Below are 23,891 nucleotides of genomic sequence, written 5' to 3'. Positions count from 1 at the left end.
TGCCTCCAGCGATTCTCATCATGGCAGTATTGACATACGTATATCATCCGTCATCATGGAACCAGCAGTGAGGGAGGAGTGCTGCATGAGGGTCACCCGTCGCCATTTCATGTCCGGCGCTGCCGGTCTCGCTGTCGCGGGCACCGCGCCGCTCGGATTGTCCCGGCCTGCCAGGGCAGCGTCCGGAACGATCGCTGTCTGGAAGTTCGGTGGAACGCCGCGCGAAGTCGAGTTCTGGGCAAAGCAGAACGAGGTTTTCCTCAAGGCCAATCCTGACGTCAAACTGGAGTACTCCTATTTTAACGGCCAGATGCGGCGGCAGAAAATGCAGGCCGCGCTGCAGACGGGGCAGATCCCGGATGTGATCGTTGGCTTCGGCCAAGACGTGCCCGAGCTCGCCACATTCAAGGCCATCCAGCCGCTCAACGACTTGGCGGGCGACAAGCTCGCGGGGTGGCAGGAACGGATCGTCCCGCAGATTCTTACCAACGGCAATTTCGACGGCAAGCTGTACGGGCTGCCGGTCTATGTCGATATGGCGCCGTTCCTAGCCTACAATATCGATGCACTGAAGGAAGCGGACTTTGATGGGCCACCGCGCACTTGGTCGGAGCTGCGCGATTACGCCAAGAAACTCACCAAGCCGGACCGGCCGGGCTTCGCCTTCCCGGCAACAACCGCGCCCGGCGACATCAACATCTTCGAGTCCGTCGCCTACATGAATGGCGGACGCGTCTATGATCCCGCGACGGGCAAGGTGACGCTCGACGACCGCGGCGTTGTCGACGCCCTGCAGTTCTATGTCGACCTCGTGAAGGACTTATCGACGCCGTCGGCCGCGTCCATGGCTGAGACGAATTTCCGCGATACGGCGCAGCTCTTCGCGCAGGGTCGCGTGGCCATGTGGATCGCCTTCTCCTGGCTCAACACGCCGTGGGGAACACCGGAGACGCTGAACTGGACCGGTGCGCCCTTTCCTCGGCCGGACAAGCCCAGCGGCGGCCAGGCACCGGTGAACGCATTGATGGATTCCTCCGCCATCCTCTTCATCTCGGCGAGCACGCAAAATCCTGAGGCGGCGCTTTCCTATGTGGATTTCTGGTCGCAGAACGAGCAGCTCCTGATGTGGGACGGCGATCCCGAATACTCGCGCATCCCGGCCGCCAAGGCGGCGTGGGATACACCGGAGCTTGCGCAGAAATGGCCAAGCTGGGTGGAAGCCTATAAGGGCGGGACGCTTTTTGCGGGCGCAGAGCCGATTCCCCGTTTCGTCGGCGTGACGCAGGTGGAGACAGCCTTGGGCGCTGCAATCCAGGAAGCAATCCTTGAGCGTAAATCACCCGAGCAGGCGCTCGCCGATGCAGCGGCGGCAGCGCAGCAGCAGATTGACCTGCTCAAATAGCCATAGCCAGCCTCTGGATGTGAGAGTTGACTGAGAGAGCCACCACGGGGCCCGCGGCCGCACCCTACGGTGGGGTGCGGCGACGCACTGGTTTTGCTGGTAGGAGCCGCGCCGCACCGGATCCGCTGCGGCGGCACGATCGGTGGCTTGCCTATGCGATGATCCTTCCCGTGGTCTTCGCGGTGGTCGGTTTCGTCCTCGGGCCTGCCTATGACGTCTTCCGTCTGAGCTTCACCCGCTTCATCATGGGGCAGGAAGTGGCGTTCGGTACGCTTGTCAACTTCAAGACACTGCTGGCCGACCCGATGTTCCTCCAGGTGCTCAGGAACACCGCCATCTGGATCCTCGGCGGCACGCTGGGCTGCGTCGTCCTGGGACTCGCGCTCGCCACCTTCCTCGCCATCGAAAGCCGCGTGACGACCGTGCTGCGCGCGCTGATCCTCCTGCCGTGGATCCTTCCAGACGTGGTGACTGCCATGGCCTGGAAATGGATGCTGCACGGGCAGGTCGGCATCGTCGGCCAGACCTTGCAGGCGCTGGGCATCACCGAACGGCCGATGTCTTTCCTTGGGGATCCCAACTTCGTCATGTGGGTGCTAGTGGCCGTCGTCATCTGGCGCAAGGTTCCGCTCATCACACTCGTGCTGACGGCCGCGATCCGCAACGTGCCGAGCGAGCTCATTGAGGCGAGCCGCATCGACGGAGCGAATCGCTGGGAGACTTTCCGGTATATCGTGATGCCGCAGATCGCCTTCCCCTTCACCGCGGTGACGGTGATCTCGATGATCTGGATGACGGCGGAGTTCACGCTGCCCTGGGTCATGACCGGCGGCGGCCCCGCAAATTCCAGCCAGATCATGTCCACCTATATCTACCAGCAGAGTTTTGAATTCTTCAATTGGGGTGTGGCGTCCGCCATGTCCGTCGTCAACCTCCTGTGCCTTGCAGCGCTCGTGACGCTCTATCTCACGGTGATGCGGCGCTCCTGGTCGCGAAAGGAGTGACGACGGTGACGAGGGAGCCCATCGCAACAACGCTCTTCGCACTCTGCGCCGGCGTTATCGCGCTTTACATCACCTTTCCGATCCTGTGGTTGATCCTCGCTTCCTTCAAGCCTGCCAGCGAGCTTGCGCGGTTGCCAGCCACCATTTTGCCTGATGAGTTCACGCTCGGCGCCTACCGGGATCTTCTCACAGCCGGCACGCAGTCGAGCCAATTGCTCGATTGGCGTCGGCTCATCGCCAACAGCTTCTTCATATCCGTCACCTCGACAGTGATCGTCGTCGTCCTGGCATCAATTGCGGGCTACGCCTTCGCGCGCATCCCCTTCCCGGGCCGCGACCTGATCCTGGGCGGGCTGCTTGTGAGCCGCATGTTCCAAGGTGCGGTGCTTCTGCTGCCCACCTATCGTTTGATGGTCTTCCTCGGCCTGCACGATTCCCCCTGGGCCCTCATCCTTATCTATTCTGCCTTCGGCCTGCCCTTCGCCACTTGGATCATCACCGCCGGCCTGCGGGAAATCCCCATGGAGCTCGAGGAAGCGGCGATGGTGGACGGTGCAAGCCGTCTCCAGACCATGATCAGGGTGATCCTGCCTCTCGCCGTGCCCTCCCTGGTGACGGCAGCCCTGTGGCACTTCGTCGGCTCCTGGGCCGAATTCGCCTTCGCCTCGATCCTGCTGGAATCGCCGGAAAAGAAGACTGTGACACTGGGCCTCGTCAACTTCGTCGACTACTTCACCCTCGAATTCAATCGCGTTGGCGCCGCCGCCGGCCTGGTGGCACTGCCTATCCTGGTCATCTTCTTCTTTGGCCAGCGCTATTTCACTCGCGGCCTCTTGCAAGGCGCGGTGAAGGGCTGACCGGCGCCACCTCACTACAAATGGAAGACCTCGTGACTGGAAAAAAGCCGAATGTCATCGTCGTCCTGACCGACCAGCAGCGCTGGGACACCGTCGGCGCCCACGGCAATCCGATGGGGCTTACGCCAAATTTCGACCGGCTGGCGCAGAGCGGCGCCTTCATCAAAAATTCCTTTACCTGCCAGCCCGTCTGCGCGCCGGCGCGCTCGGCTTTCCAGACCGGCCTCTATCCAACGACGAGCGGCTGCTACAAGAACGGCATCCCGCTTCCCCGCACACTGCCCACACTTGCGACCCTCTTCGGCGATGCGGGATATGCGACGGGCTATATCGGCAAATGGCACCTGGCCGAGAACGAGCCGGTGCCGCCGGAGGAACGGGGGGGGTACCAGGATTGGCTCGCTGCCAACCTGCTCGAATTCGTTTCTGGCCCTTTCGACACGGTGCTGTTCGACGAGTCCGGCCACCGGCAGAAGCTGCCGGGCTATAGGGTTGATGCGCTGGCCGACGCCGCGATTCGCTATATCGACCGGCGCCAGGATCGGCCCTTCTTCCTGTTCCTGTCTTTCCTGGAGCCGCATCACCAGAACAGCACCGACAGCTACCCAGCCCCACTCGGCTACGAGGAAAGCCTGCGCGACAAGCTGGTCGTCCCCACTGACCTCGCCCAACTCGGCGGATCAACCCTGGAGCATCTGCCGGGTTACCTCGGGATGGTCAAGCGACTGGACGAGGCTCTCGGCCGCATCATTGAGGCGCTGCACAGCCTTGGCATTCTCAACGACACGATCGTCCTCTTCACCTCCGACCATGGCTGCCACTTCAAGACCCGCAACGACGAGTACAAGCGCTCTAGCCATGAAGCGTCTATCCGGGTGCCGACGCTGTTCCATGGCCCAGCGTTCGACGGGTTGGGCACTTATGACGGGCTGGTCAGCCTGATCGACCTCCCGCCGACCCTGCTCGATGCGGCCGGCGTTACGGTGCCTGCGGCCATGCAGGGAAAATCCCTCCTTCCCGCTCTTCGTGGCGAGAGGAAAGGACGGGAAGGCGTGCTCATCCAGATCAGCGAACATCATGTCGGCCGCGCGCTCAGGACCGCGCGATGGAAATATGAGGTCGAGGCGCCGGAACTGGATGGCTACGCGGTTCCCGGCGCGCAGGTTTACGTGGAGGCGCGTCTTTACGATCTTCATTCCGATCCGCACGAGCTCGAAAACCTGATCCGTTCACGCGCACATTCCGGCATACGGGAGGAGCTACGCTCTTTACTGGCCGCGGCCATGGCTGAGGCCGGTGAGGCAGCCCCGAAGATTGTGACTGTCGAGGACGCTGGTTGGCAGGAAAGGATGGCAAGCCGGACCTTGCAGCGAACAATCCTAGCGACTTCCATCTGAATGAACCGATAATCATCACCATGAAAGAGTGTTGCTCGCCCTCCGCTCCCTCGCGGCAAGCCGGATGCGTGCCGATGCCGTCGCGCACCGTTGCAGATCGTGCCGGAATGGTGCGTATACCCGCAGGGCCCTTTCGAATGGGGAGCGACGACCCGAAAGCCTATCCGGCCGATGGCGAGGGGCCGGTACGCACCGTGGCGGTGTCGGAATTCCTGATCGATGCCACGGCGGTGACGAACCGTCGCTTCGCGCAATTTGCGCGCGAAACGGGTTACGCTACCGATGCCGAGCGCTATGGCTGGTCGTATGTGTTTTACGCCGCCGTGCACCCCAAAGCGCGGCGCTATGTGATTGAAGGAAGCGTGCCGCAGGCGCCCTGGTGGCTGGCCGTGCGGGGAGCCTCCTGGCAGGCACCCGAAGGCCCAGGTTCAAGTGTGAGAGATCGCGGAGACCATCCGGTCGTGCACGTTTCGTGGAACGATGCCGCCACCTATGCGGCTTGGGCGGGTAAACGGCTGCCGACCGAAGCGGAGTGGGAAAAGGCTGCGCGCGGCGGCCTCGACCAGACGCTCTTTCCCTGGGGCGACGAGCTTGCGCCAGGCGGGCGTCACCGCTGCAATGTGTGGCAGGGGGATTTTCCACGCGTGAACACCCGCGACGACGGTTTCCTTACCACGGCTCCGGTGAAGGCCTTCAGCGCAAACGGCTATGGTCTTTATAACGTGGTGGGCAATGTCTGGGAATGGTGCGCGGACGGGTGGAGCACCGATTGGCATTTGTTGGATGTACCCGACAGCCGCGTCAACCCAAAAGGACCGCCGGAGAGTGCGACCCGCGTGATCCGCGGCGGCTCCTATCTTTGTCATGAAAGCTACTGTTCCCGCTACCGCCTGTCGGCTCGGACCACGAATACGCCCGATTCCAGCACCGGCCATATGGGCTTCCGCTGCGCAGCCGCTGGGTAGTGGCTGTCCATCCCTCGGCGCCTTCGAGCCAGAACCATCACTTCGCCACGATCCGCAGGGTCCGTCTGTTGGGGTGCTTTGGTACGACGAAGCGGATGTGTGCCATACACCTCATGACCCGGGCGTCACGTCCGGCACTTTCTGCCGTTCGTCTCCATTCGCCATTTACCGCTGCACGACGCAGGATGACTGTAGCAGCGCTTTTTAGGAGACGAGTTCCCCATCTGTTTGAGAGATGCTCCTGGCATCTCATGCAAGAGATCGAAACGCTTAGTGGCGGGCTGTTGCGCTACGGCTGCCGCAGAAGGAACGGCGGGGCGGCTTCTGCTTCGGCATCGGATGCCTGGCGCAGGCGCTCGGAAGCGCGTTTCTCGGACGATTCCAGGTGGAATACAAGCGCCTGCTCCGCCACCTTGAAGGCCTCCCGCGCCAACGCCTCGAAGACCTGGAGGTGCTCGCTCAGATACTGCGTCCGCTCCGCTTCGGATGCAGACTGGTTCGGCAGATAGAGATAGGTGATGTGCAGCACCTGCGCCTGCCGGATGACGGCGAGCAGCCGCGCATTTCGGCAGTGGGAAAGCGCATGGGTGTGCAGGTCGCGCTCGATGGCCTGCAGCTCCTCGGCGTAAAGGTTCCCGCGCACCGCCAGCGCCCGGTGTATTCGCTCCACGGCGCCCTCCAGGAAGGCTGCATCCAACTGGGGAGCCGATTCGACGAGAGCGGCGGGCTCGAGCAGCCGGCGCAGCTGGTAGATGTCGCTCAGATGATGCTGGCTCAGCTGCTCGACGATCCAGCGTCCTTTCTCTCCCCTTCTGACTAGCCCGCGCTCTTCGAGGCGGTGCAGGACGTCGTTGGTCACCGTGCGGCTGACGCCGAAATAATCCGCCATCGCGCTTTCGATCAGCTTGTAGGAGCCGAAAGGCAGGAACCGGACGATCATGCGCTCGACTTGGTCGTAGAGCGGCTGCCATGAGCCTTTCTGGCGCGCCCTGCTGACCACGTCGAGCGGCAGCCTGTCGAGGACCGTCTTCACCGGAACCGGGTTTTCCCTGGCGCCAGGGCGTATGAATTTCCCCCCGGAAGTCCTCTCCACCAGCCCTTCGGCTACGAGCATGCGAAGCGCGCGCTCCACCGGGGGGCGGCTTACGGCAAAATGCTCGGCCACGGACGAGACCGAAATGACGATCTCCGCTCCCGTCCGATCCTCCGAAAGCGCAGTAAGCAGCGCCTCGTGGACGATGGCATAAGGCCGCCGGGTCTCGATTCTGTTTTCCAACGCTTCCTTCCTACGTGCCCTGTCAATCTAACCGAGTCGCCCGACCGCGCCCAAGGGCTGCGGCTCCCGTGTCGTTTGTCACTTTATGAGCGCAAAAACTCAACCATTGCGCCAGACGAGCGGCAGTTTTCTTTCTGATTTTTGCATATTGCGCCCAAAAAGCAGTACTGCTAGTCCTCTGTGGAGGAGGAGAGGCAGGTGAATCCAACCCGACGCGGCGTCTTTCCCATGCTGCCCACGCCTTTCGACGGCGATGGGAAACTGGCGCTCGCCGGGATCCCGGCGCTCGTCGCCTATATCGTCGAGAGCGGGGCGGATGGGCTGGCGCTGCTGGGCCTAGCGGGCGAAGTGCGGGCGCTTTCGATCGAAGGGCGCAAGCGCGTCGCGGAAGCGGCCGCCCGCGCGCTGGACGGCCGCCTGCCCATGCTCATCGGGACGAGCTGCGACAGGACGCGGGACGCTGTGGACGTGACGCAACACGCCGTCTCGCTCGGCGCCGAGATCATCATGGTTGCCCCGCCCGTCGCAGAGCGCCGGGCGAGCGAGGACGATCTGCTCGAGCATTATCTGAGCGTCTCTCGTGCGGCCGGGAATGCATCGGTCATGCTGCAGGACGCGCCGGCCGAGCTCGGCGTGGAACTCTCCTTTGACCTCATCACCCGCATCGTCTCGCGCGCGCCCAATGTGCGCTATGCGAAGCTTGAGGGCCCACTCGACGGCCAGTCGATCGCCGATCTCCGGGAGCATCCGGAATGCGCCCATCTTGCCTTCTTCGGCGGCAAGGGTGGCCTGCGCTATATCGACGTGCTCGACGCCGGCGGCAGCGGCATGATCCCCGCCGCCGAGGCGCCGGAGCGGGCCGTCGCCGTGCAGCGGCTCTACGATGCGGGTGACCGGGCGGGCGCTCTTGCCGCCTATCGCCGGATGCTGCCGCTCTGGACGTTTCAGGCGCAGTCGCTCGCAATCGCCGTAGCCTCGGTTAAGCAGATCCTCGCCTGGAAAGGTCTCCTGAAGGATCCCTATTCCCGCATCGCTCCGGCGCTCAAGCCATGGAGCCGCGAGGCGCTGCGCCGCCACGCCCTTGAAGCCGAGATCATCACCAGCAACGGAAGTCTGGCGTGACGCCGAGCATCATCAGAAAAGTCGAGATCGTCCGCTTCGCCTATCGCGTTGACGGGCTCGGCGCAGCCGATCCTTCCGGCCGGACGCTCCGCACCTCCTATCGGGAGGGCGACAGCATCACGCTCAACGCCTCCGCCGTGGCAATCGAGACACGCGACGGCATCCGCGGCGAATATGTGCTGCTCGTGAACGCATTCGCCCACGCGCAGATGGCATATCTGGCGCCCCACCTCCTCAACCGGGATGCGGAGCAGCGGGAGCTGATCTTCGATGACCTGAAGCGGGAATTGAGGCAATTCGACCATATGGGCCACGGGCCCCTCAACATCGCGCTGTGGGACCTGGCGGGAAAGAAATACGGCTGCTCGGTCACGAAACTGCTCGGCGGGTTCCGGACGAAGCTGGCGGCCTATGCCTCCACCTATCACGGCGACCGCTCGGGAGGCCTCCATTGCAAGGAGGCTTACGCCGATTTCGCCAGGCACTGCCGCGAGATTGGCTACCGCGCCTTCAAGATCCATGGCTGGCACGAAGGGAACCGCTACGAAGAGGCCGAGAACGTGCTCCATGTCGCCAGGGAGGTCGGCGATGAGATGGTGCTGATGCTCGATCCGGCCTGCGAGCTGCGCACCTTCGCCGACGCGCTCTATGTCGGCCAGGCCTGCGACGAGGCCGGCTATTTCTGGTACGAGGACCCGTTCCGCGATGCCGGCACCTCTGCCTTCGCGCACCGCAGGCTGCGCGAGATGATCAGGACGCCGCTGCTCATTACCGAGCATGTGCGGGGCATCGAGCCCAAGGCCGATTTCGTGCTCGCTGGCGGCACGGATTTCGTGCGCGCCGACCCCGACTACGACATGGGCATCACCGGCGCCATGAAGATCGCGCGTTTTGCCGAGGCCCTGGGCCTCGATGTCGAGTTCCACGGCGCAGGCCCGGCGCAACGCCACTGCATCGCCGCCACGCGCAACACCAACTATTACGAGGTGTCGCTCCTGGGGCCGAAGGTGAAAAACCTCGTGCCGCCCGTCTATCTCGGCGACTACAGCGATCAGCTCGAATGCGTGGATGCCGACGGCAATGTGCCGGTGCCGACCGGCCCCGGGCTGGGCGTCACCTATGATTGGTCCTTCATCAACGCCAACAGCGTCGGGCGGGAAGTCTTCGAAGCCTGAATCAGGGAGGAAGAGCGATGAATATGTTCAGCAAGGGAGCAAACCGCCGGCAGGTTCTCGCCGGCATTGCCGCGGCCGGAACCACGCTCAGCATGCCGGCGATCGCGCAGACGCGCCGGCTCGTCATCAACAGCAACGCCAACAACAAGCTGCGGCCGGTCTTCGATCAGATCGTGGCCGCGTTCGAGAAGGCGGAGAATTGCGAGGTGCAGGTCAACTACGCGGATTACGAATCCTACAACACCTCCATCCGCAGCTTCCTTGTCACCAACCCGCCTGACATCTGCTTCTGGTTCAGCGGGGAGCGCATGCGCGCCTTCGTGCGGCGCGGGCTGTTCGAGGATATCACCGACCTGTGGGAGGAACGCGGCTTCTTCGCGCCAACCGGAGCGCTGTCCGGCGCGCTCGCCGTCGAGAACCGGCAGTACGGCATCCCGATGCAGGCGAGTTTCTGGGGCATCTTCTATCGCGCAGACATCCTGGAGCGCGCCGGCATCAAGGCGCCCGTCGCCGACTTCCCCACGCTGATCGAGGCCGGCAGGACGCTACGCGGTCAAAACATCACCCCCTTCGCCATCGGCTCCCGTCGGCCCTGGACCACCGCCGGATGGTTCGACTACCTCAACCTTCGCATCAACGGCCTCGATTTCCACATGGGTCTGATGGGCGGACAGGAATCCTATCTCGATCCGAAGCTCAGCTCCGTCTTCGACCGCTGGCAGGAGGCCATCGAGGCGGGTTTCTTCCTGGAGAACCACACTTCCTATTCCTGGGAGCAGGCGGCCGCCTTCTACAATCAGGGCACCGCGGCCATGATGCTGCTTGCACAGTTCGCCCGCGGTCAAATGACGCCGGAGGTGCTCGACGCTTCCGACTTCATGCCCTTCCCGAAAGTCGATCCCGCGGTCGGCAATTTCGAGGAATATCCGGTGGATTCCCTCCATATCCCTGCGCGCGCCGCCAACAAGGAGCTTGCCCGCGAGTTCCTCGCCTTCTTCTACCAGCCGGATAACCTTGCTCAATGGATCGTGCCCGAGGGCAACCTGCCGCCGCGCAATGATGTGGAACTGCTCAACCGCGACAAGTTCCTTGAGAAGGGCATGGCGCTGCTCGCCGCGGCGGATGGTACCAGCCAGTTCTACGACCGCGACACCGACCCGGATATGGCCCAGGCGGGGCTGCAGGGGTTCCAGCAATTCATGGTCCAGCCGGGCGAGCGCCAGGCGATCCTCGAACGTCTCGAGGCAACTCGGAAGCGCGTCTTCCAGCAATGACGGCTGCGGGCAACGAGCATGGGCGGAGGGCACGAGAGATCGCGCTGCCCTCCGGCGCGGGAAGTCAGGCCACCTTCGGCCCATGGCGCCCAGGCAGCGACTTCCTGACGTCGCTTGCGCTGCTTGCGCCCGCCGCCATTCTTTTCACCGTCGTCATCATCATTCCCATCCTTCAGAGCATGTGGATCAGCCTGCATGACTGGGACGGGCTCGGCGAGCCGCGCTGGGTGGGTCTTGCCAATTATGTGGAGCTCTTCGGCGATCCGCAGTTCTATGTCAGCCTGCGCAACAACCTCATCTGGCTCGCCGTCTTTCTCCTGGCACCGCCTCTCGGGCTTGCGCTGGCGATGCTCATCAACCAGCCGCTGCGCTGGATGGGGATTGCGAAATCCCTCTTCTTCGTGCCGCTGGTCCTGGCTCCGGTCACAGTCGGCGTCGTCTTCACCTGGTTCTACGATCCCGCTTTCGGGCTCCTGGCCCCGATCGCCCGCGCCTTCGGCACGACGGCGCCGGCGATCCTCTCCGATCCCAGCCTCGTCACCTGGGGCATCGTCGTGGCGGCTATCTGGCCGCAGACCGCGCTCTGCATGATTCTCTATCTCGCGGGCCTCACCAATGTCGACGAGGACCTCATCGGCGCCGGCCGGATCGACGGCGCGCACGGCTTTTCCCTGTTCCGGCATGTCGTGCTGCCGCAATTGCGCGGCGCGACCTTCATTGCCTTTGCCGTCTCCGTCGTGGGCGCCCTGCGCAGCTTCGATCTGATCGCCGTGATGACGCAGGGCGGGCCGTTCGGCAGCTCGTCGGTGCTCGCCTATCAGATGTATGAGCAGTCCATCTTCAGCTACCGCCTCGGCTACGGCGCCGCCATCGCCGTCGTCCTGTTTCTCATCGTGGCGGTGTTCATAGCCTGGTATTTGCGGCGCGTCCTCGGCGAGGAGGCTCGCAATTGAGCTATCCCGCGCCCATCGATCCCAACGCCATCTGGAGGCGCCGGCTGTATGGCCTCGGCGTGGCGGCCGTGCTCCTTTGCTGGCTCCTGCCGCTCGTCGCCATCATGCTGACGGCGATCAGAGCCAACGAAGACCTGATGTTGGGCAATTACTGGGGCTGGCCCTCCTCCTTCGACCTCGTCGAAAATTATCGCGCCGTCTTCACCGGCACGCCTATCCTGCGCTTCCTCGTCAACAGTTTCATCATCACGCTGCCGAGCGTCCTGTTCGTGCTGGTGCTTTCGACGCTCGCGGGCTTCGCGCTCTCGCGCTACCGCTTCCGCGGCTCGACCCTGATCCTTGGCCTTTTCATAGCCGGCAACTTCATCCCGCCGCAGATCCTGATGATCCCCGTGCGCAATCTGATGACCGCGCTCGGGCTCTACGACACGTTTTGGGCGCTGATCATCTTCCACACCGCCTTTCAGACCGGCTTTGCGACCATGTTCATGCGCGCCTTCATCGCGCAATTGCCGAGCGAGTTGTTCGAGGCCGCGCGGGTGGACGGGGCAACGCCCCTGCAGATGCTGTCGATGATCGTCACTCCCCTGGTGCGCCCCGCCCTTGCCGCGCTCGGCGTGCTCACCTTCACTTTCGTCTGGAACGAATATTTCTGGGCGCTCATCCTCGTCCAGAGCGACCAGGTGAAGCCCGTCACTCTCGGCCTTGCAACCCTCAAAGGCCAGTACATCACCGCCTGGAACCTCGTCTCGGCGGCCACGATCTTCGTCGCGCTGCCGCCGGTGCTCCTGTTCTTCCTCATGCAGAAACACTTCGTCGCCGGCTTAACTGTGGGTGCAGTAAAAGGGTGAGACCGAATTCCCATGCTCGGGAGGAGCATGCACCGTCTGAAGGAGGAGAGACATGAACAGCTTCCGCAAAATTCCGATCAGCCGCCGAAAGACGCTAACAGGAATGGGCGCCCTCGGCGCGGCAGGCCTTCTGCCCCGCATGGCCATCGGCCAGGGGCAGACCCTCGTGATCAATTCGAACGTCAACAACCCCGAGAGCCGCGCCCTCCTGGAGCGCATGACCGCCGCGTTCGGGAAGGAGTTCGGCTGCTCGGTGACGATCAACACCACGGACCCCGAATCCTACAAGACGACGATCCGCAACTTCCTCGTCACCTCGCCGCCTGATGTATGCTTCTGGTATAGCGGCGAGCGCATGCGCCACTTCGTGCGGCTCGGCCTGTTCGAGGACGTGACGGACGTCTGGGAAAAGCACGGTTTTTACGAGCCGACCGGGGCGCTTGCCGATTCCGTCACGGTGGACGGGCGGCAATACGGCGTCCCCACCGAAGCGGCCTTCATCGGCATCTTCTACCGCAAGGACCTGTTCGAACGGGCGGGCATCGGCCAGCCGCCGGCCACCTGGGACGAGTTGATGGCGGCCGGCGAGGCACTGAAGAAGGCCGGCATCACGCCTTTCGCCATTGGCAGCCGCGATCTCTGGCCGACCGGCTATTTCTTCGATTACATCAACCTGCGCACCAACGGCCTCGATTTCCACATGCGGCTGATGGCGGGCCAGGAAGCCTATACCGACCCGCGCGTGATAAAGGTGTTCGACCGCTGGGCGGAGCTCGTCAGCGCGGGCTTCTTCACGCCCAACCACACCTCCTATTCCTGGGAACAGGGCGCCACCTTCTTCAGCCAGGGCCAGGCCGGCATGATCTTTCTCGGCCAGTTCGCGCGCCGGTTCCTGCCGCAGGAGGTGATCGCCAATACCGGCTTCTTCCCGTTCCCGACGCTCGATCCGAACGTGCCGCAATACGAGGAATTCACTGCCAACTCGATGCACGTGCCTTCCGGCGCGGGCAACAAGGAGCTTGGCAAGGAATTCCTCGCCTATTTCTACCGGCCGGAAAATCTCCAAGAGTGGATCGTGCCCGAGGGCTATTTGCCGCCGCGCAAGGACGTCGAGATCACCTTCATGGACGAGCTCCTGCAATCCGGGCTGGACATGCTGGCAAAGGCCGAGGGAACGGCGCAGTTCTACGACCGCGATACCAATCCGGAGATGGCGCAGATCGGCATGAACGGTTTTCAGGAGTTCATGGTCGACCCGTCGCGACGCGACTCCATCCTCGAGCGCCTCGAAGCCGCCCGCAAGCGCATCTTTGAGGTGCAGTAAGCGGCGAGGAAGGAGCAAGAAAATGGCATGGCGGGAAGCGGTCGAGCCATGCCCCCGCCCGCGCGCTATGAGCTGCCGAGAGTATTCGAGCCCGATCAGAGTCGGGCCATTGTTGATCAGCCCGATCATGCGCGCGCCCACATCGAGCCGATGACCGTTCCTTTTCCCGACAGGCTGGTGCTGCCGAACACGGCAGCGGCGATGACCAGATACCCAACTGTCGCTGGTGTGGTGGGGGAGCTCAGAATTCCTGCGAACAAAAACTTTCCACCGGATCAGCTCTTCTTGAGGGATAGTCGGCGGCGCATTCCCCGCTTTGCGTGCAAATATACTCAATTGGATCACTAGACGGAGGCAGGAGAGCCCCAGCGAGATATTTCCGATAGTAGCATTGCGTGCAAAATTACATAGTTCTAAAGTGTTCAGTATCGCCCGCCTTGGAACGTGCGGACTCGGAGTGAACTTTGTTTGATGGTGTTTTCCCCATGCTGCCGACGGTATTCAGCGGCGGCGATGTCGATTTCCCAGCCATCTCCCGGCTGGTCGACGATGCCCTTGCGCAAGGCGTTGATGGCCTCGCGATCATGGGATTGGCAGCAGAAGTCCGCTGCCTCTCACCGGAGGAGCGGTCACAGGTCGTAGAAGCCGCAGTCCGCGCGGTGGGCGGACGGTGTCCAACCCTGGTGGGTGTGAGCGCCGACGATACTCCCACGGCATGCCGGCTTGCCGCCGAGGCCGCGTCCTTCGGCGCAGACCTCCTGATGGTCGCCCCTCCCGCCGTTGCAGGTCTCACCGCGGATCAGCAAGTCGAGCATTTCACCGCCGTTGCAAGCGCTGCGCGCGGAGCAATGATCATGCTTCAGGACGCGCCGAACGAATTGGGCGTCATGCTCCAGCCGGAGACTATCATCCGCATCGTGGAGAGGGCTCCCAATGTACGCTACGCGAAACTGGAGGGGCACAATACGGGTCAGGCGGTCTCGGATCTGCTGGCGACGGATGTCGGTCGCCACCTCACCTTCTTCGGCGGAACGGGTGGGCTGCACTATCTCGACCTTCTCGACGCCGGCGTGACGGGCGTCATCCCTGCCTTCGAGGCGCCGGCCGTCTTCCGCGAGATCACCCGGCGCTACCGCATGGGCGACCGCGAAGGCGCGCGTGCCTTGCACCTGAAGCTGATGCCTTTCCTGGTCTTCAAGGCGCAGTCGCTCCCGCTGTCGGTCCTTGCCGTCAAGGAGGTGCTCGCCGCGAGGGGCATCATCGGCTCGGCGCATGCGCGCATTGCGCCGCCGCTCCGATCCTGGAGCAGGAAGATAGCGCTCCGGCATGCGGAGGCCGCCGGGCTTCTCTCCGTCCGTACGGGATCGCAATGATGAAGACGAGCATCATCGAGAGCGTGGAGCTTACGCTTTTTGCCTTCGAAGCTGATCTGGCGGCGGTCGCAAATCGTTCATCCCGCTATCCTGTATCGCCGCAAAAGCGGGTGCTGCGCCGCTTCGCAGTCTCTATCGCGACAAGCGACGGGCTTGTCGGCGAATATGTCAGCGGCGCTAACGTGATCGCCTTCCAACAGGCGGCCTATCTGGCCCCCTTCCTCATCGGGCGCGATGCGGAAGCGCGTGAACAGATTTATGATGATTTGAAGCGCGAAATCCGTCAGTTCGACCATATGGGTCACGGCGCTCTCGACGTCGCTCTCTGGGATCTCGCGGGCAAGAAGTACGACTGCTCCGTCACGAAGCTGCTCGGCGGCTATCGCAACCGGCTGCCTGCCTATGCCTCCACCTTTCATGGCGACAGGGAAGGCCGCCTCGACAGCAAGGAGGCCTACGCCGATTTCGCGGAGCACTGCTTCGATCTGGGCTATCGGGCTTTCAAGATCCATGGCTGGAACGAGGGCAATGCCCGGGAGGAGGCCGAGAACGTCCTCCATGTGGCCCGCAGGGTCGGCGACCGCATGACGCTGATGCTCGACCCTGCCTGCGAGTTGCGCACCTTCGCCGATGCCCTTTATGTTGGACGCGCTTGCGACGAGGCCGGCTACTACTGGTACGAGGACCCGTTCCGCGACAGCAGTGTCTCCGCCTTCGCGCACCGCAAGCTTCGCGAGTCCATCAAGACGCCGCTCCTCATCACAGAGCACGTCCGGGGGGTGGAGCCGAAGGCGGACTTTGTCCTGGCCGGCGGCACGGACGTCGTCCGCGCCGACCCCGATTACGATATGGGGATTACAGGGGCTATCAAGATCGCGCGCTTTGCGGAAGCCTTGGGGCTGGACGTGGAGTATCACGGCTGCGGTCCGGCCCAGCGCCACTGCATGGCAGCCACCCGCAATTCCAATTTCTACGAGCTCTCCCTTGTCGGGCCGGGCGATGGATGGACCTCGCCCTATTACGCCTGCGACTACGCCGACGCGCTGGAGAGCGTTGCGGGCGACGGCACGTTTCCCGTGCCGACCGGCCCAGGTTTGGGAGTCGCCTACAACTGGGCATTCATCAGATCGCACGCCGTTGACCGAAAGAGCTTCGGCAGGGAGAGGGCTACGTCTTCCGGTCGTGGATGACGGCGACGCAAGTTTAAAGCGCCTGAGGCGCGGTAGCTGGGAGGCACCGATGCAACAAACCATTTCGCGGCGGACCTTGCTCCAGGGCGGCGCAGCCATAGCAGGTGCTATGCTCTTGCCCTGGAGCGCCCATGGACAGGCAGTCAGGCTCCGCGGCGCCTGGTGGGGTTCGCAGGAGCGCAGCAAGCGCACGCTCTCAGTAGGTGAGCTCTACAAGCAGAAGACCGGTATTGTGTTCGAGGGCGAGGGGGCAGGCTGGGCCGACTACTGGCCGCGGCTCGCCACTCAGGTCGGCGGCGGCAATCCGCCGGATATCATGCAGATGGAATTGAGCACACTTGGCGAATATGCCCGCCGCGGCGTGTTGCTAGCGCTCGACGATTACCTGGGCAAGGCGCTGGACCTCTCCGATTTCGATCGCAGCCAGATCGACGGCGGCATGGTGGACGGCCGCTTCTATGCGGTCAGTCTCGGCACCACGGCCAATGGCATGATGGTCAATGCCAAGGCCTGGGAGGAGGCTGGCGTAGAACTGCCCACGGCGGAAAGCACCTGGGAAGATATCGGCCGGATGGGCGAACAGGTCACCAAGGCGCTCGGCCGCCCGAACTATTTCGGCCTCCAGGATTCGAGCGGCATCGAGGCTGTCATCGAAAGCTGGCTCATCCAGCGGGGCAAACATCTTTACAATGCGGACGGCACCTTGGGCTACGACGCTAAAGACGCCGGCGAGTGGTTCGCCATGTGGGCAGAGTTTCGGAAGCGCGGCGCCTGCGTGACACCCGACCTGCAGGCACTCGACCAGGTGAGCATCGAGACGTCCATGCTGACGCTCGGGCATTCGGCATCTTCTTTCGGCTCCGCGAACCAACTCGTCGGCTTCCAGGCGCTCAACCAGGATCCGATCCTGCCGGCGCCGATGCCGAAACTGGGCGACAACCCGACCAACGGCATCTACGTCAAACCCTCGCAGTTCTTCAGCGTCGCGGCAGGCTCCGATTACCCGGACGAGGCCGTGGCCTTTATCAATTTCTTCGTGCGCGACAACGAGGCGGCATCGATCCTCGGGCTTGAACGGGGCATTCCCGCTTCCGCTGCGGTGAGGGAAGCACTGACCGCCAAGCTCGGAGAGGTGGAGCGCCGGGCGGCGGAATACGTGTCGCTCGTAAGCCCCATCGCCGGTCCGTTGCCCCCAGCTGCGCCCGCCGGAGCGGCGGAAATCAACGCCACGCTCAAGCGCGTCAGCGAGGAAGTGGCGTTCGGGCAGCTGACACCGGCAGAAGCCGGCGAGGCGTTGGTCGCGCAGGCGACCGACATTCTCGGCAGAACCTGATTTTTGGAGGGCCCGCCTCGGCCCGCAATGACGGAGCCGCGGCCTTGATGAGGAGGAGACGATGAAATGCATCTGACGCGCAGAAACCTGCTGCAGCTGGGCGCTGCATCGATTGCTTTTCCTACGTTTTCGCACGCATCCGCTGTCGGCCAGGAACGGCGTCTGCGCGGAGCCTGGTGGGGCTCCAACGACCGGACGGAACGGACGCTCGCCGTCGGCGAACTCTATCGCAAGAAGACAGGCGTCGTCTTCGAGGGCGAGGGTGCGGGGTGGGCCGATTACTGGCCGCGTCTGGCAACGCAGGTGAGCGGTGGAAATGCTCCCGACATCGTCCAGCAGAACCACAGCACGATCTCGGAATATGCCCGACGCGACATCCTGCTGCCCCTTGACGAGTATGTCGGCAACGGCTTGGACATCAGCGACTTCGACAAATCGCAGATCGATGCCGGTACGGTCGATGGCAAGTTCTATGGCGTCAGCCTCGGCTACGCCGCATTCGGCATGATCGTCAATGCCAAGTCATGGGAGGATGCGGGCGTCGAATTGCCGAATCTCGATACGACCTGGGATGAGTTCGAGCGCATGGCGGCCGAGGTGACAAGGGCGGCCGGGCGGCCGAACCACTACGGCATCCAGGATGGCAGCGGTGTGGTTGGCGCACTGCAGAATTGGGTAAGGCAGCGCGGCAAGGACCTCTACACAGCGGAAGGCAAACTGGGCTATTCGGAGGAGGATGCAGCCGACTGGTTCGCCCTCTGGGCCAGGTTGCGCGAAAGCGGCGCCTGCCCCCCGGCCGACCTGCAGGCGCTCGACCAGCTGAACATCGAGACGGCGATGCTCACGCTCGGCCATGCGGCCATGTCCTACGGATACGCGAACCAGCTCGTCGGCTACCAGGCTGTCAACAAGGACCCTCTCGCCCTGGTGCCGCCACCGATGGAAAACGGCGATCGGTCGCATGGGATCTACCTCCAGCCGGCTCAGTTCTTCAGCATCGCAAGAACGACGGCTGATCCTGACCTGGCGGTCGACTTCGTCAATTTCTTCGTCCGGGATCCCGAAGCGGCTCTCGTTCTAGGAGTCGAGCGCGGCATGCCCGCTTCCGCGAAAATCCGTGAGCTGCTCATTCCGAAGCTCGATGAGGACAGCCGCAAGATGGCCGAGTATCTTGAGCTCGTTGGTCCTGTCGGCGGCCCGATGCCGCCGGCGCCACCGGAAGGGGCGACGGAGATGAACGCCACCCTGAAGCGGATCAGCGAGGAGGTCGGTTTCGGGCAGTCCTCACCCCAGGAAGGTGCGCGCGCACTGTTTGCGGAAGCGGATCGGGTGCTGTCCGCCGGCTAGGATCCGTCCTGGAAATGGACTTCGCGCACATTATTAGGTCTGATAGAGCACATGGATGAGCCTCAGACGGAGCCGAGCGGAAGCCAGCGAAGGCGGCGGCTCGGCTCCTCGGATCTCGAAGTGACGGCGTTCGGCTTCGGCACGGCGCCGCTGGGCGAGCACAAGATGCTCGTGCCCGAAGCCGCGGCGGAAGAGACGCTCGAGGCCGCTTTCCAATCGGGAATCCGTTATTTCGATACAGCCCCATTTTACGGCTATGGATTGGCCGAACATCGGGTCGGCCGCTTTCTGCGGCAGGGCCCGCGATCAGAATGTGTGTTTTCCACCAAGGTCGGGCGGCTGCTGCGGCCGCGCAGGGCTGCGGACCAGGGACCGAGGCCGTTCAAGGGTGGGCTCGAGTTCGAGCCGGTCTTCGACTACTCCTATGCCGGCACCATGCGCTCCATAGAAGACAGCCTGCAACGGCTCGGCCTGGCGCGGATCGACATCGCGCTCATTCACGACATCGACCGCTGGACACATGGCGACGCTTTCCCGGCCCGCTTGCGGGAGGCTCTTGATGGCGCCTACCCGGCGCTATGCAGGCTACGCTCTGAAGGCGTGGTCGCCGCCATAGGAATCGGCGTCAACGAGGTACAGACCTGCCTCGACTTCGCGGAACACGGTGAACTCGACTGCATCATGCTTGCCGGGCGCTACACTTTGCTTGAGCAGGACGCGATCGAGAAGCTTTTGCCGCTCTGCGCGCAAAGAAAGATCAGCCTTCTGGTTGCTGCGCCCTTCAATTCCGGCATTCTGGCGACCGGCTCGGTTGAAAACGCGCAGTATAACTACCGGCCAGCACCGCCGGAAGTTCTTGGCCGCGTGCGTAGCATAGAGGCTGTATGCGGAGAGTATGATGTGCCTCTTGCTGCTGCAGCGCTACAGTTCCCGCTGGGCCATCCCGCAGTGGCGTCCGTGGTGGCAGGTGCGGTGTCGGCGGTGGAGGTTGAGCGCAACCGGGTGCTGATGCACCATCCCGTTCCGCTTGACTTCTGGCTCGACCTCAAGTCACGCGGGCTGCTCCATCCGGACGCTCCGACGCCCGCCGGCAAATCCGAATGACAGGCGCCATCATCATGGTAGACGGTCATGTCCACGCGTGGCATCGCTGGCCGTGGCCGGGCGCCTCCAGTCCCGAGAGCCAAGGCAGGGCCGAACAGCTCGTGAAGGAAATGGACCAGGCCGGGATCGCGCGTGCGGTCGTGATCTGCGCTCGGCTCAACGGCAATGACGACAACAATGCCTATGTGGCGGCGGAGGCGGAAAAATATCCCGGCCGCCTCATTCCTTTTGCGGACATCGATTCGCGCTGGACACCCGAGCATCGCATGCCCGGCGCAGGAGCGAGGCTGCGCGTAGCGGTGGAACGCTTCCGAGTTGCCGGCTTCACTCATTATCTCGATGAGGATGAGGATGCCGAATGGCTGGCGGATGCCGTGGGAACGGAGCTCTTCGCCACGGCTGCCGAGCTTGGCCTCATCGCAAGCATTGCTGCCATGTCGCGTCATCTCACGGCACTGCTCTCGGTCGCAGAACGGTATGCCTCGCTCCCTGTTCTACTCCATCATATGGGAGGCATCAGGATAGGGGCGCAGAACGCCGAAACGGGACTTTTCGCGGTGCTTGCCGCAGCGCGGCTGCCGAACATCTTCCTCAAGATTTCCGGCTTCGCCCATACCGACCCCTCCGGCGCCTTTCCCTATGCAGATCAGGAATGGCTTGCCCGCGAGTTTTACAGCGCCTTCGGGCCGGAAAGGTTGATCTGGGGCTCGGATTTTCCGGTCGTCACCCGCGCTATGTCGTATCCGCAGGCCCTCGAAGTTGTACAGCAGCACTACAGGTTCCTCTCGGAGGCCGAACGCGGCCTCCTCTTCGGCGGCAATCTGCAAAGGCTCTTTGCGGATAGGAAAGTCCTCTCTTAGCGTCCGACGGCGCTGTTCCTTATTCCGCATCCGCGGGAACCAGAAAAGGCGGCACCTCGGGCGGTGTCGCTTGCGATGCCAGTTCCAGCCGGTAGGAGGCCCGGCGCAGCGACGCCTCCAGGTGAAAAACCAGTGCCTCGGCCGCAAGGCGAGCCGCACCTTTTTCAAGTGCCTCGATGACGAGGCGATGCTCGCCAAGATACTCTGTCCGTTCCTCTTTCGAAGCCGACTGGTTCGGCATGTAAAGCTGTGCGATGCGCAGAACCTGGCAATTGCGGATAACGCCGAGCAGCCGTCCATTCCTGCAGTGCCGAAGGCTCGTGGTATGGAGATCCCGCTCGATCTCGTTCGCCTGCTTGCGCGTGAGCTGACCCTCCGCGCCAAGCGCACTATCGATGCGGGCGCGCGCTGCCTGGAGGAACTGTTTATCCAGTTCCGGCGCGGACTCGATCAGCGCTACCGGCTCGAGTGTCCGCCGCAACTGATAAATATTGGCGAGTTGCTGCTGGCTGAGTTGCTCCACCAGCCACCTCCCGCGCGGCCCGCGGGTGATGAGCCCGCGCTCCTCGAGCCGCAGCAGAACATCGTTGGTGATGGTTCTGCTGACGTTGAAATGCTTGGCCATCGCCGATTCCACGATTCTGTAGGACCCGAAGGCTGTCACGCCGACGACGGTCTGAGCTACCTGGTCGTAGAGGTGCAACCAGGAGCCGCGCTGGCGTCCAATGCCGGCAATCTCGTTTTGCGGCTCGCGCACGAGATCTTCGACATCCAGTATCCGTGGCTCTCCGTTCGGCGAGAGGGGTGGACGGGCGAACTTGCCGTTGGCCCGCTTCTCCAACAGGCGCTCCCGCGCCAGCATGTTGAGTGCCCGCTCGGCCGGCGAGCGGCTGACAGAAAATAGCCGCGCCACCGCCCCGACCGAGATTCGGATCTCCTCCGTCTCAGCATTGGTCAGCAACAGCTCTTTTATCACCCCGTAGACAATCGCATGCGGCCGGCTCTGTTCCGCCAGATCCGATCTCATCGCGATGATCTCCTCATTATTGCCTGTAGCTAGGGCCGTTTCTTGCGTTCAAAGGGACTATCAGTGTCGGCGTCCATGAATCGGTGGTGAATATCCGAATCGTATCGATCTCGGCGCTTCCGAGTGGCTTCCACCATGCAAAGGTGACGTCACACCAGATGAGTGCCCTACAATTCAGTGCATCATAAAAAATCACCGCTGCTTTGTCCCCCTCTCCCGCCCTGGATCGATAATGCTCCTGAAACTGGAAGAGCGACCCATGACACCATTCCATCTTGTCTTCTCATCGGTGGTGGTACCGACGCTGCCGAGCGGTGCCGCTGCGACAGCGCTTGCTACTACGGGGAACGGCAGAAGTGCCACCCGGAGAAGGGTCATCGGCCGCCTCAGGGATTGCCTCAATGAGCGGCTGTTCACTAGCTACTGGCACGCGCCGACAGCATCGACGAGTGGAGGATCGACCCGCGTCATCCTCATATAGTTCGTTGATGATCGCGCCTTCGCGAGGACCGGTCGACTGGAAGAAGGTAATCTTTCTCTGCGGGTCGAGGGTGATGATCTCGCGCAAGCCGGCGATCGTGGCCTCGCGCACAAGGTGGGTCGCGCTCCCCCACGATATTGCAGCGCGTGCAAAGGCCGGGGGGGAGAAACGGGCGCGCTCGCCGACATCGCGCGCGCCAATCATGGCGAGACCCTTGTTGCCGATAGGCATCGGGTAGATGCCATAACTGCCGATGATGCCTTGATCGTGATGTCGTTGTCTATGAAGTAGGCCGGGCGCAGGATCTGGCGTTGAGCCCCATCTGCACGATCATCCGCTCGACACCGTACTTGCCGGCGAAGTGCGGCACGTTCACGTAGACGTCGCTGTGGATCACCAAGCGATAGCCGATGATCCGCTCGATCTTACAGGGGTGTTTCCTGCTGGCCAGTTCGTACGAACATCCAGGCGAAGAATGTCTCGTCCGGGACAGATCGAATGATCCACGCAATAAACGCCGTCGCAGCCACTGCAAAGGCATCGAGCTCAAGCTTGACGGAGAACAGCATATGGGTGGTTTTTCTCGACCTTGCGGTCAGGAGGAGGCATTCGCGCAAGCCTACGCCGTCACTGGAGAGATCGACATCGTCTTGTTCCTCCGCCTGCGAGACATGGAGGAGTTCGATGCGCTGTGTGACAAGCTATTCCGTGATCAGAGCAATGTGGCGCGGTTTTTCACGATGATGGTGATCCGGACGGGCAAGGACGAAACCGCAATTCAGCTATAGACGATGGCGCGATTGAAGGGCATCGCCCCGGCTCAGTTGCGGGGAAATGAGGCATGGAGCTCTTGCCGCTCAGGGCTGAGATAGATGTATTCAAGGAAGTGGCCCAAGCGATGGCGGGCATCGGCGTAAAAGAATTTAGCGGACTTCGGATCGCCGCCGCCGATGACGTAAGGGTCTCCGCGCGCGGCGACTTTTTCGCGAATCTCTGCAAGTGCTTCAACTGAGGGTACCTTGAAGCCGACATGGTGCCACTTCAGCCCAAATCCTTCGGGCGGCAGCGCCTCACGGTATAGGGCGTCCTCGCCGCCGAGCGGCTCGATGATCTCCAGCTGCAGTGGGCCAACGAATGTCAGCGCAAGACGAATTCTGGTCGAACCTCCATCGTCTAGTGCGAGCGAAACCTCTCCGAGAACTTTCCAGCGCGGCACGTCATAGTCGTTGGTGAAAACCTTGAGAGCGTAGTCCAGATCGGTGGTGACGTAGGCGATTTGGTAAACGCCGCTGAATACTCCAGACATACTCATACTCGTTTCATTTGTGAGCCGAGGCTGGCGAGGGTTGGTTGGCTGTCTCTGCGAAACAGCCAGGTGGATGCAATGTTCGGAAAGAGCGATTGCGATCGAGCCCGCGTGGGGCATCGCCGCTACTGCAGCCCTATCGGCTCTGCTGTTTCTCAACCCACAAAGCGATGCGGGGAAACGTCTCTGGACACGGCACGCCTCAAAGAGGACTTTCCTAAACGAGTCATTCTGTAGACCAAGGTCGCTCCCTTCATGAGCAGTGCTCTC

21 protein-coding genes and 2 pseudogenes are annotated in these 23,891 nt (G+C 62.7%); 18 read left to right on the top strand and 5 right to left on the bottom strand.

Going from position 1 to position 23,891, the window contains the following annotated elements; genetic code table 11:
- Nucleotides 1–85: 85 nt before the first annotated feature.
- The 5 genes from RIN79_RS10600 (at nt 86) to RIN79_RS10580 (ending at nt 5,625) form a co-directional block, all read left to right on the top strand.
- A complete protein-coding gene (locus RIN79_RS10600; protein ID WP_309084622.1) occupies nt 86–1,402 on the top strand; it encodes an extracellular solute-binding protein in 1,317 nt (438 codons plus the stop codon).
- A 26-nt stretch (nt 1,403–1,428) separates the two neighbouring features.
- Nucleotides 1,429–2,406 (top strand): sugar ABC transporter permease, encoded by a 978-nt coding sequence (locus tag RIN79_RS10595; protein WP_309084621.1) that lies wholly within the window; start codon nt 1,429–1,431, stop codon nt 2,404–2,406.
- A 5-nt stretch (nt 2,407–2,411) separates the two neighbouring features.
- The gene (locus tag RIN79_RS10590; protein WP_309084620.1) at nt 2,412–3,263 is read left to right on the top strand and encodes a carbohydrate ABC transporter permease; all 852 of its coding nucleotides are present in this window, start codon (nt 2,412–2,414) and stop codon (nt 3,261–3,263) included.
- Between the two features lie 32 nt (nt 3,264–3,295).
- Nucleotides 3,296–4,660 carry a sulfatase-like hydrolase/transferase gene (locus RIN79_RS10585; RefSeq protein WP_309084619.1) on the top strand — a complete coding sequence of 455 codons (1,365 nt, stop codon included), beginning with the start codon at nt 3,296–3,298 and terminating at the stop codon, nt 4,658–4,660.
- Between the two features lie 74 nt (nt 4,661–4,734).
- On the top strand, nt 4,735–5,625 hold the full coding sequence (locus RIN79_RS10580) for a formylglycine-generating enzyme family protein (protein ID WP_309084618.1): 891 nt from the start codon (nt 4,735–4,737) through the stop codon (nt 5,623–5,625).
- A gap of 289 nt (nt 5,626–5,914) precedes the next feature.
- Here RIN79_RS10580 and RIN79_RS10575 read toward each other — a convergent pair whose 3' ends face one another.
- A complete protein-coding gene (locus RIN79_RS10575) occupies nt 5,915–6,901 on the bottom strand; it encodes a GntR family transcriptional regulator (protein ID WP_309084617.1) in 987 nt (328 codons plus the stop codon).
- A gap of 198 nt (nt 6,902–7,099) precedes the next feature.
- Here RIN79_RS10575 and RIN79_RS10570 point away from each other — a divergent pair, with 198 nt between their 5' ends.
- The 12 genes from RIN79_RS10570 to RIN79_RS10515 all read left to right on the top strand — a co-directional run bounded on the left by RIN79_RS10570 (nt 7,100) and on the right by RIN79_RS10515 (nt 20,807).
- On the top strand, nt 7,100–8,023 hold the full coding sequence (locus RIN79_RS10570) for a dihydrodipicolinate synthase family protein (RefSeq protein WP_309084616.1): 924 nt from the start codon (nt 7,100–7,102) through the stop codon (nt 8,021–8,023).
- Nucleotides 8,020–9,198 carry an enolase C-terminal domain-like protein gene (locus RIN79_RS10565; protein WP_309084615.1) on the top strand — a complete coding sequence of 393 codons (1,179 nt, stop codon included), beginning with the start codon at nt 8,020–8,022 and terminating at the stop codon, nt 9,196–9,198. Before RIN79_RS10570 ends, RIN79_RS10565 begins: the two co-directional genes overlap by 4 nt.
- 17 nt (nt 9,199–9,215) lie before the next feature.
- A complete protein-coding gene (locus RIN79_RS10560) occupies nt 9,216–10,472 on the top strand; it encodes an ABC transporter substrate-binding protein (protein ID WP_309084614.1) in 1,257 nt (418 codons plus the stop codon).
- The gene (locus tag RIN79_RS10555; RefSeq protein WP_309084613.1) at nt 10,469–11,425 is read left to right on the top strand and encodes a sugar ABC transporter permease; all 957 of its coding nucleotides are present in this window, start codon (nt 10,469–10,471) and stop codon (nt 11,423–11,425) included. The genes RIN79_RS10560 and RIN79_RS10555 overlap by 4 nt, the downstream gene beginning before the upstream one ends.
- Complete coding sequence (locus RIN79_RS10550; protein WP_375165910.1) at nt 11,422–12,276, top strand: carbohydrate ABC transporter permease; 855 nt, start codon at nt 11,422–11,424, stop codon at nt 12,274–12,276. Before RIN79_RS10555 ends, RIN79_RS10550 begins: the two co-directional genes overlap by 4 nt.
- Nucleotides 12,277–12,328: 52 nt before the next feature.
- Nucleotides 12,329–13,600: an extracellular solute-binding protein gene (locus RIN79_RS10545; protein ID WP_309084612.1), complete on the top strand. Its 1,272-nt coding sequence runs from the start codon at nt 12,329–12,331 to the stop codon at nt 13,598–13,600.
- Nucleotides 13,601–14,064: 464 nt separating this feature from the next.
- Nucleotides 14,065–14,973, top strand: a complete 909-nt coding sequence (locus RIN79_RS10540; protein ID WP_309084611.1) for a dihydrodipicolinate synthase family protein — start codon at nt 14,065–14,067, stop codon at nt 14,971–14,973.
- On the top strand, nt 14,970–16,163 hold the full coding sequence (locus RIN79_RS10535; protein WP_309084610.1) for an enolase C-terminal domain-like protein: 1,194 nt from the start codon (nt 14,970–14,972) through the stop codon (nt 16,161–16,163). Before RIN79_RS10540 ends, RIN79_RS10535 begins: the two co-directional genes overlap by 4 nt.
- Before the next feature lie 49 nt (nt 16,164–16,212).
- Complete coding sequence (locus RIN79_RS10530) at nt 16,213–17,496, top strand: ABC transporter substrate-binding protein (protein WP_309084609.1); 1,284 nt, start codon at nt 16,213–16,215, stop codon at nt 17,494–17,496.
- A 66-nt stretch (nt 17,497–17,562) separates the two neighbouring features.
- Nucleotides 17,563–18,843 carry an ABC transporter substrate-binding protein gene (locus tag RIN79_RS10525; protein WP_309084608.1) on the top strand — a complete coding sequence of 427 codons (1,281 nt, stop codon included), beginning with the start codon at nt 17,563–17,565 and terminating at the stop codon, nt 18,841–18,843.
- A 51-nt stretch (nt 18,844–18,894) separates the two neighbouring features.
- Nucleotides 18,895–19,947 (top strand): aldo/keto reductase, encoded by a 1,053-nt coding sequence (locus tag RIN79_RS10520; protein WP_309084607.1) that lies wholly within the window; start codon nt 18,895–18,897, stop codon nt 19,945–19,947.
- Nucleotides 19,944–20,807 carry an amidohydrolase family protein gene (locus RIN79_RS10515; protein ID WP_309084606.1) on the top strand — a complete coding sequence of 288 codons (864 nt, stop codon included), beginning with the start codon at nt 19,944–19,946 and terminating at the stop codon, nt 20,805–20,807. The genes RIN79_RS10520 and RIN79_RS10515 overlap by 4 nt, the downstream gene beginning before the upstream one ends.
- Nucleotides 20,808–20,826: 19 nt before the next feature.
- On the opposite strand, the gene RIN79_RS10510 is transcribed toward RIN79_RS10515, so the two are convergent.
- From RIN79_RS10510 to RIN79_RS10500, 3 genes and pseudogenes are all read right to left on the bottom strand, one after another.
- Nucleotides 20,827–21,648, bottom strand: coding sequence for a GntR family transcriptional regulator (locus RIN79_RS10510; protein WP_309084605.1), 822 nt, complete (start codon nt 21,646–21,648; stop codon nt 20,827–20,829).
- Between the two features lie 645 nt (nt 21,649–22,293).
- Nucleotides 22,294–22,499 (bottom strand): annotated as a pseudogene (locus RIN79_RS10505) (DUF1857 domain-containing protein); the annotation flags it as partial.
- Nucleotides 22,487–22,739 (bottom strand): annotated as a pseudogene (locus RIN79_RS10500) (NmrA/HSCARG family protein); the annotation flags it as partial. The pseudogenes RIN79_RS10505 and RIN79_RS10500, both read right to left, overlap by 13 nt.
- Here RIN79_RS10500 and RIN79_RS10495 point away from each other — a divergent pair.
- The gene (locus RIN79_RS10495; RefSeq protein WP_309084604.1) at nt 22,726–23,103 is read left to right on the top strand and encodes an Lrp/AsnC ligand binding domain-containing protein; all 378 of its coding nucleotides are present in this window, start codon (nt 22,726–22,728) and stop codon (nt 23,101–23,103) included. The pseudogene RIN79_RS10500 and the gene RIN79_RS10495 overlap by 14 nt on opposite strands.
- Before the next feature lie 32 nt (nt 23,104–23,135).
- Here RIN79_RS10495 and RIN79_RS10490 read toward each other — a convergent pair whose 3' ends face one another.
- Complete coding sequence (locus RIN79_RS10490; RefSeq protein ID WP_309084603.1) at nt 23,136–23,621, bottom strand: VOC family protein; 486 nt, start codon at nt 23,619–23,621, stop codon at nt 23,136–23,138.
- Nucleotides 23,622–23,891 lie beyond the last annotated feature (270 nt).

The sequence above is a fragment of the Chelativorans sp. genome (assembly GCF_031180965.1).
Lineage (GTDB): Bacteria > Pseudomonadota > Alphaproteobacteria > Rhizobiales > Rhizobiaceae > Chelativorans.
The sequence above is the reverse complement of the archived record's forward strand: the minus strand, read 5'-3'. Positions and strand labels throughout refer to the sequence as shown.